The sequence below is a fragment of the Flavobacterium hiemivividum genome, assembly GCF_004349145.1.
Lineage (GTDB): Bacteria > Bacteroidota > Bacteroidia > Flavobacteriales > Flavobacteriaceae > Flavobacterium > Flavobacterium hiemivividum.
In genome coordinates this window covers 24,678-41,650 of sequence record NZ_SMFO01000008.1, presented here as the reverse complement: position 1 = coordinate 41,650, position 16,973 = coordinate 24,678, and the positions used below count along the sequence as shown (strand labels likewise).

The 16,973-nt window shown below is 34.2% G+C and carries 16 protein-coding genes; 9 read left to right on the top strand and 7 right to left on the bottom strand.

Going from position 1 to position 16,973, the window contains the following annotated elements; genetic code table 11:
* Nucleotides 1-74 precede the first annotated feature (74 nt).
* Together E0F98_RS11240 and E0F98_RS11235 are read right to left on the bottom strand one after the other, a co-directional pair.
* Nucleotides 75-2,501: a TonB-dependent receptor gene (locus tag E0F98_RS11240; RefSeq protein ID WP_132111680.1), complete on the bottom strand. Its 2,427-nt coding sequence runs from the start codon at nt 2,499-2,501 to the stop codon at nt 75-77.
* 57 nt (nt 2,502-2,558) lie between these two features.
* Nucleotides 2,559-4,256 (bottom strand): M23 family metallopeptidase, encoded by a 1,698-nt coding sequence (locus E0F98_RS11235; RefSeq protein ID WP_132111489.1) that lies wholly within the window; start codon nt 4,254-4,256, stop codon nt 2,559-2,561.
* 179 nt (nt 4,257-4,435) lie between these two features.
* Between E0F98_RS11235 and E0F98_RS11230 the strand changes: the two genes are divergently transcribed.
* From E0F98_RS11230 to rny, 3 genes are all read left to right on the top strand, one after another.
* Nucleotides 4,436-4,726, top strand: coding sequence for a hypothetical protein (locus tag E0F98_RS11230; RefSeq protein ID WP_132111488.1), 291 nt, complete (start codon nt 4,436-4,438; stop codon nt 4,724-4,726).
* Between the two features lie 8 nt (nt 4,727-4,734).
* A complete protein-coding gene (locus E0F98_RS11225; protein WP_132111486.1) occupies nt 4,735-5,028 on the top strand; it encodes a cell division protein ZapA in 294 nt (97 codons plus the stop codon).
* A 210-nt stretch (nt 5,029-5,238) separates the two neighbouring features.
* Nucleotides 5,239-6,801, top strand: a complete 1,563-nt coding sequence (gene rny / locus E0F98_RS11220) for a ribonuclease Y (protein WP_132111484.1) — start codon at nt 5,239-5,241, stop codon at nt 6,799-6,801.
* 130 nt (nt 6,802-6,931) lie between these two features.
* On the opposite strand, the gene xerD is transcribed toward rny, so the two are convergent.
* Entirely contained in the window at nt 6,932-7,831 is a 900-nt protein-coding gene (xerD, locus tag E0F98_RS11215; protein ID WP_132111482.1) for a site-specific tyrosine recombinase XerD, read from the bottom strand.
* A 548-nt stretch (nt 7,832-8,379) separates the two neighbouring features.
* Here xerD and E0F98_RS11210 point away from each other — a divergent pair.
* Both E0F98_RS11210 and E0F98_RS11205 read left to right on the top strand, forming a co-directional pair.
* Entirely contained in the window at nt 8,380-8,943 is a 564-nt protein-coding gene (locus E0F98_RS11210; RefSeq protein WP_132111480.1) for a porin family protein, read from the top strand.
* 75 nt (nt 8,944-9,018) lie between these two features.
* Nucleotides 9,019-9,435: a type II 3-dehydroquinate dehydratase gene (locus tag E0F98_RS11205; RefSeq protein ID WP_132111478.1), complete on the top strand. Its 417-nt coding sequence runs from the start codon at nt 9,019-9,021 to the stop codon at nt 9,433-9,435.
* Between the two features lie 76 nt (nt 9,436-9,511).
* On the opposite strand, the gene E0F98_RS11200 is transcribed toward E0F98_RS11205, so the two are convergent.
* The 4 genes from E0F98_RS11200 to E0F98_RS11185 all read right to left on the bottom strand — a co-directional run bounded on the left by E0F98_RS11200 (nt 9,512) and on the right by E0F98_RS11185 (nt 12,913).
* On the bottom strand, nt 9,512-10,387 hold the full coding sequence (locus E0F98_RS11200) for a cation diffusion facilitator family transporter (protein ID WP_132111476.1): 876 nt from the start codon (nt 10,385-10,387) through the stop codon (nt 9,512-9,514).
* Between the two features lie 18 nt (nt 10,388-10,405).
* Complete coding sequence (gene murA, locus E0F98_RS11195) at nt 10,406-11,719, bottom strand: UDP-N-acetylglucosamine 1-carboxyvinyltransferase (RefSeq protein WP_132111474.1); 1,314 nt, start codon at nt 11,717-11,719, stop codon at nt 10,406-10,408.
* Nucleotides 11,720-11,825: 106 nt separating this feature from the next.
* Complete coding sequence (locus tag E0F98_RS11190; protein WP_132111472.1) at nt 11,826-12,536, bottom strand: DUF4290 domain-containing protein; 711 nt, start codon at nt 12,534-12,536, stop codon at nt 11,826-11,828.
* A gap of 92 nt (nt 12,537-12,628) precedes the next feature.
* Nucleotides 12,629-12,913: a DUF493 family protein gene (locus E0F98_RS11185; protein WP_132111470.1), complete on the bottom strand. Its 285-nt coding sequence runs from the start codon at nt 12,911-12,913 to the stop codon at nt 12,629-12,631.
* Between the two features lie 152 nt (nt 12,914-13,065).
* On the opposite strand from E0F98_RS11185, the gene E0F98_RS11180 reads away from it, so the two are divergent.
* The 4 genes from E0F98_RS11180 (at nt 13,066) to E0F98_RS11165 (ending at nt 16,964) form a co-directional block, all read left to right on the top strand.
* Nucleotides 13,066-13,605, top strand: coding sequence for an AAA family ATPase (locus E0F98_RS11180; RefSeq protein ID WP_132111468.1), 540 nt, complete (start codon nt 13,066-13,068; stop codon nt 13,603-13,605).
* Between the two features lie 65 nt (nt 13,606-13,670).
* The gene (locus E0F98_RS11175) at nt 13,671-15,566 is read left to right on the top strand and encodes a RecQ family ATP-dependent DNA helicase (RefSeq protein WP_132111466.1); all 1,896 of its coding nucleotides are present in this window, start codon (nt 13,671-13,673) and stop codon (nt 15,564-15,566) included.
* A complete protein-coding gene (gene fmt / locus E0F98_RS11170; RefSeq protein ID WP_132111464.1) occupies nt 15,566-16,513 on the top strand; it encodes a methionyl-tRNA formyltransferase in 948 nt (315 codons plus the stop codon). The genes E0F98_RS11175 and fmt overlap by 1 nt, the downstream gene beginning before the upstream one ends.
* Nucleotides 16,514-16,691: 178 nt before the next feature.
* On the top strand, nt 16,692-16,964 hold the full coding sequence (locus E0F98_RS11165) for an HU family DNA-binding protein (RefSeq protein WP_091092421.1): 273 nt from the start codon (nt 16,692-16,694) through the stop codon (nt 16,962-16,964).
* Nucleotides 16,965-16,973: the final 9 nt, after the last annotated feature.

Here is a 16,973-nt window from a genome sequence, read left to right as displayed (position 1 = left end):
AAAATGGTTCTTATAATTATAACTAATATATATCATAAAACGATTCGGTGACTTAAAGTGATTGCTTTCTTACTTTATAATCGTGCGTTCAACTTAACATTAAACACTCTAGTGGTCATATAATTCGGAATCGCATATTCATTTTTCGAATAAACATCACGCACCCAAGTATTCGTTATTGCGTTTTGATTGTTAAAGAGATTGAATATTTCTAATCCTATCGAAAGCTCTTTAAAACTTCCAAACCAATTTTCTTTTTGCTTTCCAATTGCGTTATCTAATAACACTTTTGAAAAGCCAACATCTACCCTTCGATAATCATTTAATCTGTTTTGGTACAAATAAGGATCAGCATAAGACGGCGAACCCCCAGGTAATCCAGTATTATAAAGCAAATTTAAATATATCTTTACACTTGGAATATTAGGCATATAATCCTGGAATAAGAGTCCGAATTTCAACCTCTGATCTGTAGGTCTTGCAATATAACCTTTATTCGCACTATTTTCTTCTGTTTTTAAATAACCAAAGCTAATCCAAGATTCTGTTCCAGGAACAAATTCTCCATTTAATCTAAAATCGAGTCCTTGCGCATAGCCTTTGGCCACATTAGAAGCCGCATAACGTATTCTCACATTATCAATTGTATAAGTATTCACATTTGTAAGCGATTTATAATATAACTCTGAAACAAGTTTAAAAGGGCGTTCCCACATTTTAAAACTATAATCATTACTTAACACAAAGTGAATGGATTGTTGTGCTTTTACATTTGGCTGAACAATTCCCTCCGCATCTCTAAGTTCTCTATAGAATGGAGATTGATGATATACACCTCCTGAAACTCTGAATACCAAATCTTTTTCCCAATCTGGTTTTATAGAAAACTGTGCTCTGGGGCTAAAGGTAGTCTGAGCTGTTCCATTAACATTCCCACCGCCAACTTGCCAATTATGAATACGCACTCCGGCATTATACCACACTTCACTGCGACCTATTTTATCTTTCCTACTCCATTGCCCATAACCCGAAAATCTATTTATTATGTTGAAATTTATTGCCCGTACATTTTGGTACGGAAGTAAAGGTCCAGCATAAGGCGAATAGGGCTGATCATTTTTAGGCAAATTAATAATCGGAGGATTTATCGAAAAACCAGCGGAGTCAATCACTTCCCACTCCACTACTCTATCGCGAATTGATTCCCGAGTAAATTTAACTCCCCATTCTAGCAGGTTTTTTTTCCAATCGTGAAAGCCTTTTATTTCGGCATTTACAATTAGGGCATCTAGATCGTTTCGAGCGTGATTGAGTTGACTACCAATTCCACGACTAAAAGCGACCTCGCCATAAGTATCAGATCCTATATTAGAATCCACTTCTCCTAAGCGATATTGTGCAAAAATATCAAAATGCTCTTGCTCTAAAGTATGAAAAACAGAACCAATAAATTTTAAAGTAAAAGTATCTGTTGCTTCGAAAGTTGCTTTAAACGCACCAAAATAGGTGTCGTATTTATCTTTTTCCACTCCCTCATAATACACCGTGAGCGCCATCGGATTGTCTATGGTTCCAAATTTAGTTTCACGAGTTAAAGGTTGGTATTGGTATTTGTTTTGCGAGATATTACCCAGAAAACTCCATTGCCATTTTGGCGAAGCCTGATAATTTACGTTCGTTTGCACATCGACAAATGCGGGAGTAAAATTAGTTTGGGTGTCTTGGCTATTTACTAAAAGACTGTTATTTCTATAACGAACACCTGTGATTGCGGTCCATTTTTTATTTTTCGAAACTGCATCTACTGATAGGCTTCCGCCAAGAAAACTCGCTTCAAGTGTAGCGCCAAACTTCGTGGGTTTTCGATACGTAATATCTAATACCGAGGATAACTTATCTCCAAATTTTGCTTGAAAACCTCCAGCAGAGAATTCTACATTTTGAACCAAATCAGTATTAGTAAAACTCAATCCTTCCTGTTGTCCCGAACGAATTAGAAAAGGCCGATAGATTTCGATCTCATTTACATAAACCAAATTCTCATCATAGTTTCCACCGCGAACAGCATATTGCGTACTCAGTTCATTATTCGAATTAACTCCTGGCAATGTTTTTAAAATATTTTCGATACCAGCATTAGCACCAGGAATTTTCCGAATAGCCTCTGGGGCAATTGTCGTAATTCCTTGAACCTGCTTCTTATTATTAGTAGTGACTATAATTTCGCCCATTTGTTCTTCTTGATTATTCATAACCAAGTTGAATTCATAGTCTTCATCTATTTTTAAGGTAAGATAGACCGTTGCTTTTTTTAACGAAATATGGGTGAAAACGACAGCGACTTTTTCATTTACCGGCACTCTTACAAGATAAAAACCGTTTTCATTAGATTGTGTTTTATATCCTGCTGCCGTAACATTTACATTCTCTATTGGTCGATTATTATTATCAAGAATTACTCCCTTTACACGTGCTGATTGTGCAAACGAAGACAAACCCATCCATAAAGTAATAAAAACAAATGTTATTTTATTGACACTCAAGTTGTATGTATAAGGTTATTTTTGGCTTCTAAAAAAACTAGTTTCAAAGATAGTAGAATTTCCTACATTATCTGTGACCACAACTTTTAAATCATTAGCTCCTTCAGCCACTACTCCATCTTTGAAATCATGCGTGATTTTTCTTGTTTTATTATCATATTCGAATAAAATCCAATTGCCATTCAAATAACCATTATAGCTCTTTATACCTGAGCCACTGTCATTAATTGAAAGTTGAATTGTTTTTTGAGAAATTATCCACTTGCCTTCAATAGAATTACCAATAGAAATCGTTGGCGCAGTAGTATCCATTGCTAGTTTATAGGTGCCTAAAGATCTTACTTTAGCAGTAAAAACATTGTCCTTATTGTAAGTGGTGTTATAACCTAGTTTTCCGCTTTTATCGATATCTGCAATAAATACTTTTTCCTTTTGACTATCGGTGTATTTACCATCTTCGATAGTAATTGTAAAATTAGAGTGTACAGCAATAGTACCATCATGTAAGTACAAGGCATCCCCTTTCGCATCAAAGTTCATATCAAAATCTTCGTAGAAAGTACCAGCTGGAAAGAAAACCGACATATTATTTTTAGCAAAACTATTGTCTTTATTCACTTTTATAAAATAATTCGAAACGACAGCCTCTTTTTCAACAATTGGCGCTGATGGATCATAACTAATGGGGATGGAAATTGTTGTGGTATTACCTGTAAAATCAGAAACTTCAATACGATAAACGGATGTCAAGTTAGGAACTACAGTAATCACCCCGTTTGTATCATCAGTCTTTATCAAACTCAATTTATATGGATTAACCATAAATAGTTTTTGTACTTTTTGTGAAGTTGTTTTAAAGCGAGCATAATCTACCAATGCATTTATATAGCGCATTTCGTCGAATGAAAAAGTGTCCATTTGAAAACCAAAATTAGGTTTTCCATTCAAAAAAGTCTGCAACTTATATATTCCAGTTCTGTTAGCTGACATATTATTATAATCGACAGCGCTCACTCCAAAACCAATTTTACCATTTGCCACCACCTTATTTGCCAGATAGCTTCCATCCTTTTGTAAAGACAAATTTAGAAGCAGCGGACGTTTCGAACGATTTACCGAAGATTTACTGTCAACCGGGTAAACATAAACTGCTGAAACAGTCGGTTTTTTAGTGTCTTTGAAATCCTTGTCAAATCCAAATAAAAAGGGATTGATCACTTTTTCTGTTTTGCTATCTCGAAATTCAAAATGCAAATGTGGCCCACCTGAAGAACCTGTATTTCCAGACAATGCAATGATCTGTCCTTTTTTGACTACCAATTCACCCGGTTTCAAAAACATCTCGATTTCATATGATTTTTCTTTGTAATGCGTTTTAAAAATAAAACTTTCGATAGCGTCAGTTGCTCTTTGTAAATGACAATATACAGACGTATAACCATTTGGATGAGTTATATAAATTGCCTTCCCATTTCCGAAGGGCGAAATCTTTATTCTAGAGACATAACCGTCTCCCGCAGCACGCACATTCAAGCCTTCACGCTGTAAGGTTCTATAATCTAAACCTGCATGAAAATGATTGGATCTTAATTCACCAAAATTTCCTGACAGCTGCATAGGAATATCTAACGGCGGACTAAAATAGTCCTTTGGAAAGGTCGTCTGTGCTAGTACACTCGCCGAAAACAATAGAAAACAAATAACAAATCTCATAGCATACATTTTTGCTAAGATAAATAAAAGTAACTAGTTCTCCTTGAATTAAATGGCAGATTTAGTAACCTCTTAAAGTACAGCCAATTGATTATTTTATAATAAAAAAACGAATAATATATTGTAATAATAAAAACTAATACTAAATTTGTAATAATAAGTAATACGTAGGATAAATTATGAGTGTAATTGCAGAAATAATTGATACTCTTGAAAATAAGGTTGAAAAACTAATTCTAAAAATAAAACGTTTAGATCAAAATACTCAAGAGTTAAAAATCGAATTAACAAAATCTGCAACTATCATACAAACTCAAGCAAATGAGATTGAAGCGTTAAAATCGCAATATGAGACACTTAAAATTGCCAACTCATTACTAGGCAGTGACGATAATAAGAGAGAGACCAAGCTTAAAATAAATTCATTAATTCGTGAAATTGATTACTGTATAGCACAGCTATCTGATTAGTAAAACTTATGGACGAAAAGCTTAAAATTAAAATATCAATAGCAGACAGAGTATACCCGTTAACGGTAGATCTTTCGCAAGAAGAAGGACTGAGAAGTGCTTCTAAAAAGATTGACGTGATGATGAAGCAATTTGAAGAAAATTATGCTGTGCGTGACAAACAAGATGTATTAGCGATGTGCGCTTTACAATTTGCCTCACAATCAGAACAAAAACAAATTGATAATGCTATTAATGGTGAAGAAACCATTGAAAGAATTAAAAAAATCAACGCGCTTTTAGATCAATATCTCGACAATTAAACGTTCTTTACAGAAACTAAGATACTGCCTACATTAGTTCACATTTGGTAAACTCAACACTAACAATTTAGAATGAGCAAATCATCACTACTAAAGCATGCCACGCCTCGGCGAGGAAACTTGAACAGTGAGTTAGCTCAAAACTTGTCTTTTCGAGTTTATACAAACGACTTAATGTAGGCTTTTTTTATATATAAATTTTAAACAAACATGGAAATATTAACGATCATTATTTCAGGAATTATAGGTATTGCAGCGGGTTTTGGAATCGCTAAAATTATAGAAAAAAGCAATATTTCTAATCTCATTAAAAGTGCAAAAAAGGAAGCTTCATCCATTTTAAAAGATGCTAATCTTGAAGCAGAGAACATAAAAAAAGATAAAATTCTACAAGCAAAGGAGAAATTTATCGAATTAAAGTCAGAACACGAACAAGTAATTCTGGCACGTGACAAAAAAGTAGCTGAAGTTGAAAAAAGAATTAGAGACAAAGAATCGCAAGTTTCTAACGAATTATCCAAGGCTAAGAAAGTAAATGATGATTTTGAAGCAAAAACTACTGAGTTTACTGCTAAAATCGAAGTTTTAGACAAAAGACAATTAGAAGTTGACAAACTACATAAAAGCCAATTACAACAACTTGAAGTAATTTCTGGCTTATCTGCTGAAGAAGCTAAAAACCAACTAGTAGAAGGTTTAAAAGCAGAAGCTAAAACCAATGCGATGTCTCATATTCAAGATACAATTGAAGAGGCTAAGCTAACTGCACAACAAGAAGCTAAGAAAATCATTATCAATACCATCCAAAGAGTTGGAACAGAAGAAGCGGTAGAAAACTGTGTGTCTGTATTCAACATAGAATCTGACGATGTTAAAGGAAGAATTATTGGTCGTGAAGGACGTAACATTAGAGCACTGGAAGCAGCAACCGGAGTAGAAATCATTGTAGATGACACACCGGAAGCGATTATCCTTTCTTGTTTTGATCCTGTACGTAGAGAGATTGCACGTTTAGCTTTACACAAATTAGTAACTGACGGACGTATTCACCCAGCACGTATTGAAGAGGTTGTTGCTAAAACTGCCAAACAAATTGACGATGAAATTATAGAAGTTGGTAAACGTACTGTTATCGATTTAGGAATTCACGGCTTACACCCTGAGTTGATAAAAGTAGTAGGACGTATGAAATACCGTTCTTCTTACGGACAAAATTTATTGCAACACTCCCGCGAAGTTTCTAAACTTTGTGGAATTATGGCAGCTGAACTAGGATTAAATGTAAAATTAGCAAAAAGAGCCGGTTTGCTACATGATATTGGTAAAGTCCCAGATGCAGAAAGTGATTTACCTCACGCATTATTAGGAATGCAATGGGCTGAGAAATATGGCGAAAAAGAAGAAGTATGTAATGCTATTGGAGCGCACCATGATGAAATAGAAATGAAATCTTTATTATCTCCAATTGTTCAAGTTTGTGATGCAATATCAGGAGCTAGACCAGGAGCTAGAAGACAAGTATTAGATTCATATATACAACGTCTAAAAGATCTAGAAGAAGTAGCATATGGATTCAACGGTGTCAAAAACGCTTATGCAATTCAAGCTGGTAGAGAACTAAGAGTCATCGTTGAAAGCGAAAAAGTATCTGATGATAATGCAGCTACACTTTCTTTCGAAATTTCACAAAAAATACAAACCGAAATGACTTATCCAGGTCAGGTTAAAGTAACAGTAATTAGAGAAACTAGAGCGGTAAATATCGCTAAGTAATCCTCCCCTAACCCCTCGAGGGGAATAAAAAAAAGACCTATTGAATTTCGATTCAATAGGTCTTTTTTTTATTGTATTGTCCCGTCCTGAAATGCGCTAAATATCAATAGTTCTTATCTTTTTGTAATCATTAGCTTTTTCTGGGATGAAAATTATTAATCACTTCTGATAAAAACTTTCTGTCGAGATGCAAATAGATCTCCGTTGTAGTTATTGATTCATGTCCTAACATCAATTGAATCGAACGCAAGTCGGCGCCATTTTCAAGAAGATGTGTAGCAAAAGAATGACGAAAGGTATGTGGGCTTATTTTTTTATTCAACTCTATTTTAACCGCTAAATCTTTAATAATAGTAAATATCATCGCTCTGGTAAGTTGACTACCTCTCCGGTTCAAAAATAAAACATCACCGTGCTCCTTCTTAACATTCAGATGAACTCTGACCGTCTCTTTATAGACCTGAATGTACTTCTGCGCTAGACTGCCAATAGGCACAAAACGCTGCTTATTTCCCTTCCCTGTGATTTTGATAAAACCCTCTTCAAAGAACAAATCGGAAATTTTTAAAGACACTAGTTCCGAAACACGTAATCCACAACCATAAAGTGTTTCAAGCATCGCGCGATTGCGCTCTCCTTCATTTGAAGTCAAATCAATCGATTTAATTAAGGCATCGATTTCATCGACAGACAAGGTATCGGGTAATTTCCGGCCAGTCTTTGGCGATTCGATAAGTTCCAAAGGGTTGTCGAGACGATAATCTTCAAAAATCAAGTAACCAAAAAAACTTTTCAAACCTGATATTATTCTTGCCTGCGAGCGTGCATTTACTTCACTTGAAACCGCATAGATAAATTGCTGAATCGTTTCTTCTTGGATTTTAAGTGGCGAAATATCGATTTGATTTTCACTGAGAAATAAACACAGTCGCTCGATATCGAAAGAGTAGTTATCTATCGTATTTTTTGATAGACCGCGTTCGATTTTTAAATACGACTGAAAATCTTTGATATATGAATTCCACTTCATCTTACAAAGAAAAGCCTTTTCTAGCTATAAAAAAGGCGCTGCAGTAAAAACAACTTTGCAAACGCTTCTTTCCCTTTAAATTTATTTCGAAATTAAAACATTTATAAATTTCGAATAGTAAATACATAAATCACAATTTTTAATTATTTATCAAATCTATTTTACTGAATTTTTTTCATGACAGAAACATACCAAAACCATTCACTAAAATCTTAATTAATCAAAAATCACTAAAATTTAATTATTTCGACAAACCCTTGTATAAGAGAAATTTAAAATAAAACCCAGAATTAAATTAAAGGGATTCTTTTTATAAACAACAATAATAAAACACTAACAACCAGTACTTTTACACTCTAATTTTGTTTCCAACGAGTGAGCTTATCTAACTTGACATACTTGCCATTCTCAAATAACGGCTCAGTATTTGATTTATGAAAATCGTAATAACAACAAAAAAATAAAAAGAAGACATCGACAATATTTATCTTAAAAAAGGGTTATGTATTGCAGCTTCAAATTAAAAATTATTATTTAAAAACAATTTTATGAAAAAAACGATCTTAGCAGCAGTTGCCTTATTGGCTATGTCTGCATCAGTACAAGCACAATTAGTTAAAATTGGAATAAAAGGAGGATTGAATTATGCTAATCAAAATGGTTCAGAAATTAACATAAACAACGAAAACTATAGCACCTCAGCTATTACGAGTTACCACGCGGGTTTAGTTGCTGAAATTAAATTATTAAACAGTTTCGCTATTCAACCTGAATTATTATATTCTACACAAGGCGCAACCTACAAAAACGCTGTCGAAGAATTTAAAAATGAACTAGGTTACTTGTCTATTCCAGTAATGGCAAAAGTTTATTTGAATAAAGTAGTCAGCCTTGAATTAGGACCACAAGCTTCCTTTTTATTAAGCGAAAGAAATAATTTTGACATTAAAGACGCTAACACATTCGAATTCGCAGCTAATGCAGGACTTGGCTTTAAAATCACAAATAACTTCTTTCTTGCAGGTCGTTATAGCCTAGGATTGACAGACGCTTCAAAGAATGCTGAAGTAAAAAACTCAGTAGTTCAAGTTTCAGCTGGATTCCTTTTCTAGCAGAATAAAAAACTAATTATACCAAAACCGTTCTTTAATTGGAACGGTTTTTTTATTTTTACAAAAACATCGATTATGAAAATTTGTATTATCAACGGACCTAATTTAAATCTACTAGGAAAAAGAGAGCCCGAGGTTTATGGAAATCAAACCTTTGAGGAGTATTTTACTACTTTGCAAATTAAATATCCAGCAATTGAATTTATATACTACCAGAGTAATATTGAAGGAGAATTAATCGGGAAAATTCAAGAATTTGGATTTTCATTCGATGGAATTATCTTAAATGCAGGCGCATATACACATACTTCCATAGGAATTGGCGACGCAATAAAAGCAATTACAACTCCTGTTATAGAGGTACACATTTCTAACACCTATTCACGCGAAAGCTTTAGGCATCAATCTTATATTTCAGGAAATGCTAAAGGCGTTATTTTGGGATTTGGATTAAAGAGCTACGAATTAGCAGTCTTGTCCTTTATTGAATAAGACTTCCTAAAAATGTATTAAAACTTAAAAAAGGAGTTGGATTCGAAAATCCAACTCCTTTTTTTATGCTATTGTTTTAACTATACAAATGCGGCTCTACATGAATCAAAATATGGCCTAGTTCAGGTAATTTTTCCCTTAAGGTATCTTTCAGTTTATGAGCTAAATCGTGCCCTTCCTTCACCGTAATCGTTCCATTTACGATGGCATGCAAATCTACATGATACTTCATACCAGCTTTTCTTATAAAACATTTTTCAGTATCAATAATTCCTTCAACTTCTAAGGATACTTCTCTAATGTTCTCAATTAAATCGTCATATACATGTTCGTCCATAATCTCTCCTAATGCAGGTCTAAAAATAAGATAGGCATTAAAAATAATAAATACCGAAGCAAAAAGTGCCGCCCAATCATCTGCTGATTCGTATCCTTTCCCTAATAATAGAGCTACAGAAATCCCTATAAAAGCTGCTACAGAAGTAATTGCATCACTTCTATGATGCCAGGCATCAGCTTTTAATGAAGAACTATTTGTTTCTATACTTCTTCGAATAACCAACCGAAAGGAATATTCTTTCCAAATAATTATTGCCCCTAGAACATATAATGTCCATGATTTAGGTAATTCATGAGGAGTTCGAATATTTAAAACACTCTCATAAGCAATTATGGTAGCCGAAATAACTAGAAAACCAACTACAATAAAGGTAATTAATGGCTCTGCACGCCCATGTCCATACGGATGATTTTTATCTGCTGGTCTATTCGAATATTTAATTCCGAATAAGACTAAAAACGAGGCGAAAATATCGGTGGTGGACTCAATCGCATCAGCAATTAAAGCATATGAATTGCCAAAAAAACCTGCCAACCCTTTGATAAGGGCTAAGCAGGTATTTCCTATGATACTAAAGTAAGTTGCTTTTACAGCAGTTTGTTCATTTGTCATTAGTTGTTGTTCACTTTTTTATTCGACACGAACAATATTAGCCCCAATAGCTCTTAGTCTTTCGTCAATTCTTTCATAACCACGATCTATTTGCTCAATATTTTGTATCGTACTAGTTCCTTTTGCGGAAAGCGCAGCAATCAATAAAGAAATACCAGCGCGAATATCAGGTGAAGACATCGTCGTCGCTTTCAACTGTGATTGAAAGTCATGTCCCATAACCACTGCTCTATGCGGGTCGCACAACATTATTTTTGCTCCCATATCAATCAATTTGTCCACAAAGAACAATCGGCTTTCAAACATTTTCTGATGTATCAAAACATCACCTTTTGCTTGCGTAGCTACAACCAAAACGATACTCAATAAATCAGGAGTAAATCCTGGCCAAGGTGCATCGGCAACGGTAAGTATAGAACCATCAATATCTGTTTTAATTTCGTATCCATTTTCATGAGAAGGAATGTAAATATCATCTCCTCTTCGTTCTAAAGTAATACCAATTTTTCTAAAAGTACTTGGAATCACACCTAGATTATCCCAACTTACATTTTTAATGGTAATTTCACTTTTGGTCATGGCAGCTAGTCCAATCCAACTTCCGATTTCGATCATATCAGGAAGAATTCTATGCTCACACCCACCAAGGCTTTCCACCCCTTCGATAGTTAATAAGTTAGATCCAACTCCTGAGATTTTTGCACCCATCGAGTTCAACATCTTACAAAGTTGTTGCAAATAAGGTTCGCAAGCAGCATTATAAACCGTTGTTATTCCTTTTGCTAGTACAGCAGCCATAACAATATTTGCGGTTCCAGTTACCGAAGCTTCGTCAAGTAGCATATCTGCTCCTTTCAATCCTTTTGGAGCTTCTACTCCATAAAAATGATCTTCTTTATTGTAACGAAATTTCGCACCTAAATTGATAAAACCTTCAAAGTGTGTATCTAATCTTCTTCTACCTATTTTATCACCACCTGGTTTCGGGATATATCCTTTACCGAAGCGGGCTAAAAATGGACCAACGATCATAATAGAACCACGTAAAGATCCTCCTTCTTTCTTAAAGGCTTCCGTTTCTAAGTAATCTACATTGACATCGTCTGCTTGAAAAGTATATGAATTAGGACCATTTTTTTGGATTTTTACTCCTAAATTTCCTAAAAGCGTAATTAATTTATTGATATCAATAATATCAGGAATATTGTTGATTATTACTTTTTCAGGAGTTAAAAGTACAGCACATAATATTTGTAATGCTTCGTTTTTTGCACCTTGCGGAGTAATTTCTCCTTTTAAACGAATACCTCCTTCTATTTTGAAAATTCCCATATGTTTGTAGTAAAATTTATGTAGTTTATTTTTTAAAACAATCTCGAATTAACTGGAGAATTAACCTCCATTTCGTACTGTCTTAATTTATCACTAACTCTGATTATTATTGTTTTTTTGTGAATGTTTTCGATTTACCTGGCTTTGAATTCTTATTACTTTGAATTTTTGGTTGCCCCACTGGTAAAATTTTATTCGAAATTCGTTTGTTTGTACGCAATAAATCTGTTGTGCTTATAAGCTCTTCCGGATTTTGTATCATATTCAACTTACCATCTGAAAGTTCGTATAAATGCTCAAAAATCACATCGTCTTTAACAGTGTCCTTGTTCCAGCTCAAATAAGATTTTTTCATGTGATTTGCGATCACTTTCACTAGCGCATTTTTCATGTCACCATCCTCCCATTTATTGGCAACATCAATCATATACTTGATGTTATTACCGTAATATCTGTATTTTGGAAAATTCTGAGGATATTGCAATACGTCAGGCTTTAGCTGTAATACTTCACGTGAAGGAATTGGATACGGTGAATCTACATCTAATTTAAAATCGGACATAATAAACAATTGATCCCATAATTTATGTTGAAAATCCAATACGTCACGTAAATGAGGATTTAAACTCCCCATCACTTGAATGATGTATTTTGCCGCTTTATTACGCTCTTCATTATCCTCAATCGCAACTGCTTGCTCAATAAGTTTTTGTAGATGACGTCCATATTCAGGAATAATTAAATGCGATCGCTCTGCATTATATTCTAAATGATGTACAACATCGTTAGCGATTTCTTTTTGGTATTTTGAATTCATAAGTGAATTGTATTTTTATTCAGTGTTACAGACTCATTTAAAGTACAAACAAAACAAGTATTTACGTTTACTTTAATTAGTCTTTTTCCTATTTACAAGGAAACGATACCTTCAATAGTAGAAACTTCCAGGTATTTATCAATTATTTCTTGAGAATCTTTAATCTGAACATCAACTGAAATACTGGTAAACCTTCCGGTCTTGGATTTTGTCGTTGTAATAACGGCACCCATACAATCAAAAGCCAGTTCAACACGTTCCACGTTATCGTTTACAGAAGGAACAATAAATTTAAACAAATATAAAGCAGGCCAGCTATTACTATTATCCAGCTCTACTTTTAATCGCGCATAAAATTCTTCGGTGTTTTTATCCATTATATATATTAGAAAATAATAGCAAATATACGGTTTCAAATGTAAATTATGAATTATGAAATATGAATTTTTACTTAAAACTATAATTTTAAGCGCAATCATTTTTTAATTTTCCAATAAGTTTGAGTAAGTTTGCGCCTTATTTCCAAAAAGTGCAGAAAGAAATCATAGTAATTATCGGCGGTCCTGGAACAGGCAAAAGTACTCTTATCAATGGGTTAGTAGCCAAAGGTTTTTGCTGCTACCCTGAAATTTCCAGAGAGGTAACCTTAGAAGCAAAGAAACAAGGCATCGAGCAATTATTTCTCGAAAAGCCCTTGTTGTTCAGCGAACTACTTCTTGAAGGAAGGAAAAAACAATTCAATGATGCGTTGAATGAATCTCATGATGTTGTTTTTATTGATCGTGGAATTCCTGATGTTTTGGCTTATATGCATTATATCGGGGACAGCTATCCAGCCTCTTTTGACGCTATTTGTAAGGAACATGTCTACACTAAAATTTTCATCCTCCCGCCTTGGGAAGAGATTTACGTAAGCGATGAGGCCCGTTACGAAAACTACGAACAAGCAAAATTGATTCAAAGCCACCTTATAGAAACCTACGAAGGTTATGGCTATTCTCTTATAGAAGTTCCTAAAGACACTATAGATAACAGAATTCTTTTTATATTAGATGAAATTTCTAAGTAATTAGTTGTTTGAGTCTACAACTCATTTATTTGTAATTCGAAATTTGTAATCCTAATTCATAATTGATGTCAGAAGCATTACAAATTCTTAAAAAATACTGGAAACACGATTCCTTTAGGTCGCTGCAAAATGAAATCATTGATTCCGTTTTAAGCGGCAAGGATACTTTTGCTCTGATGCCAACTGGCGGAGGAAAATCAGTCTGTTTTCAGATTCCAGCGATGATGAAGAGCGGAATTTGCTTAGTCGTTTCTCCTTTGGTTGCCTTAATGAAAGATCAAGTGGCTAATTTGCAACAGCGAAACATTAAAGCAATCGCACTAACAGGTGGAATAAAATCTGATGAAATGATTGACTTATTGGACAATTGCCAATTTGGAAATTATAAATTTCTCTATTTATCACCAGAGCGCTTGCAGTCAGACTGGATTCTGGACAGAATAAAAGCCCTACCCATCAGTTTGATAACTATAGATGAGGCACACTGTGTTTCGCAATGGGGTCATGATTTTCGTCCCGCTTATTTGAAAATTTCCAACTTAAAAACCCATTTTCCTACAGTTCCTTTTTTAGCTTTAACTGCAACAGCAACTCCTAAAGTTAAAGAAGATATCATCAATGAACTCGGTTTACAAGAGCCACAGCTTTTTCAGAAATCGTTTGCTAGGAAAAATATTGCTTATATGGTTTTTGAAGTAGAGGATAAACTTTTTCGAATAGAACAGATTCTAAAGAAAAATCCTCAATCTTCAATAATCTATGTTAGAAACAGAAAATCTTGTCTCGAAATTTCGTCTCAATTGCAATCCTTAGGATTTAAAGCAACCTATTACCACGGAGGACTTACTTCGAGGGAAAAAGACAAAAACATGCAGCTGTGGATGGAAAACAAAGCGCAAGTTATTGTCGCTACAAACGCGTTTGGGATGGGAATCGACAAATCAGATGTCAAAACCGTGATTCATATTCAGCTTCCCGAAAACATGGAAAATTACTATCAGGAAGCAGGAAGGTCTGGACGAAACGGCGAAAAAGCATTTGCTGTACTCTTAACCAACCCTTCAGATATTAAACAGACTGAAAATCAGTTTATTCACATTCTCCCAGACAAAAAATTTCTCAACGAAATGTATAATAAGTTGTGTAATTTTTTCCAGATCGCATACGGAGAAGGCATTAACGAACGGTTTTCGTTTAACTTGAATCAATTTTGTATAAAATATAAATTCCCAGTTTTAAAAACCTATAATGCGATGCAATTTCTGGACAGACAAGGGATTATCACGCTGTCACAAGAATTTTCAGAAAAGATCATGTTACAGTTCGTTATTCCTTCCAAGGAACTAATTCGATACATGAGTTTGAATCGCAACGACGAAGAAATTATTTTAGCGATCCTTAGAACTTACGCTGGAATTTATGATACGGCAACCGCCTTTAATTTGCAATTAATCGCAAAAAAATCAAAACATACCGAAAGCCAAGTACTAGCCGTTTTACAAAAATTAAAAGAAAAAGACATTGTAGATTACCAGTCAAAAAACAATGATGCCACTTTGATTTTTAATGAAATTCGGGAAGATGAAAGAACCATATCTAGAGTTTCTAAATATTTAGAAAACCAAAATCAACTTAAGAAAGAGCAGCTCAAATCAGTATTACATTATATTAGTGAACAAAAAGCGTGTAGAAGCAAGTTGATTCTAGACTATTTTGGAGAAAAGACAAACACTGATTGCGGTATTTGTTCCTACTGCATTAGTAAAAAAAATAAGAAAACAGATAGCAGCAGTCTTTCAACAGAAATAATTGCCTTACTAACTCTCGAAGATTTAAATTCGAGAGAAATTGAAAATAAAACGAATAAAAAATCAAAGGATATTATCTTTGTATTGCAGCAGCTATTAGAAAACGAACGCATACAGATAAAGTCGAATAATAAATATACCTTAAAATTATAATGGAAAAATTAAGAATCGTATTTATGGGAACCCCCGAATTTGCCGTTGGCATTTTGGATACTATAATAAAAAATAAATATAATGTTGTAGGAGTTATTACTGCCGCAGATAAACCTGCTGGTCGTGGTCAAAAACTAAAATATTCTGCAGTTAAAGAATATGCTTTAGCTAATAATTTACACCTACTACAACCCACAAACCTTAAAGACGAATCATTTTTAGAAGAATTAAAATCGCTGAATGCAAATTTGCAAATTGTAGTCGCCTTTAGAATGTTACCAAAAGTGGTTTGGGAAATGCCGGAATTAGGCACCTTTAACCTTCATGCTTCGCTCCTACCTAATTATCGTGGGGCTGCGCCAATAAACTGGGCAATAATAAATGGCGAAACAAAAACAGGAGTCACTACTTTTTTTATTGATGATAAAATCGACACTGGAGCCATGATCATGAGTTCAGAAACCGAAATTGACCCAACTGAAAATGCTGGACAATTACACGACCGTTTAATGTATTTGGGTAGTACGACAGTTATAGAAACTTTAGAGCTAATTGAAAAAGGAAATGTGACGACCACAATTCAAACCGATTCATCTGATATTAAATCGGCATTTAAGCTAAACAAAGAAAACTGTAAAATTGATTGGACAAAACCAGCTTTAGAAATCAACAACCTGATTAGAGGACTGAGTCCGTATCCCGCAGCTTGGTGCATGTTTTTAGATAAAAATGAGGAATGGAACGTAAAAATATACGATGCTAAAACAATACTTGAAGATCATGATTTAGCGATCGGCACGATGGTTTGCACGAAAAAAGAAATGAAAATTGCAGTAGAAAATGGTTTTATCCAGATTCTAAGCTTACAGTTTCCTGGTAAGAAGAAAATGACAACTCCTGAATTTTTAAATGGAGTCACATTTTCTGCCCAGGCAAAAGTCTCTTAAAGTCAATAAAATAGGGTGATTTTCAAAAATCACAACAAATAAGCATTGTTTTATGAACAAAAAAAATAAGTTATTAACAAAACGCACTAAAATCACCCGAAACGCTTGCGCGGTAAGGATTTCCTGCTAAATTTGTGTATTAACAATTATTTATAACCAACAATTAATAACTATTATTATGAACAAATCAGAATTAATCGATGCTATCGCAGCTGATGCAGGAATCACAAAAGCAGCTGCAAAATTAGCTTTAGAGTCATTTTTAGGAAATGTAAGTGGAACTTTGAACAAAGGTGGTAGAGTATCTCTAGTAGGCTTCGGATCATGGTCAGTTTCAGCAAGAGCAGCAAGAGACGGTAGAAATCCTCAAACAGGAAAAACTATTCAAATTGCAGCTAAGAACGTTGTGAAATTCAAAGCAGGTGCAGAATTAGAAGGTGCAGTAAACTAATTGTAAGTT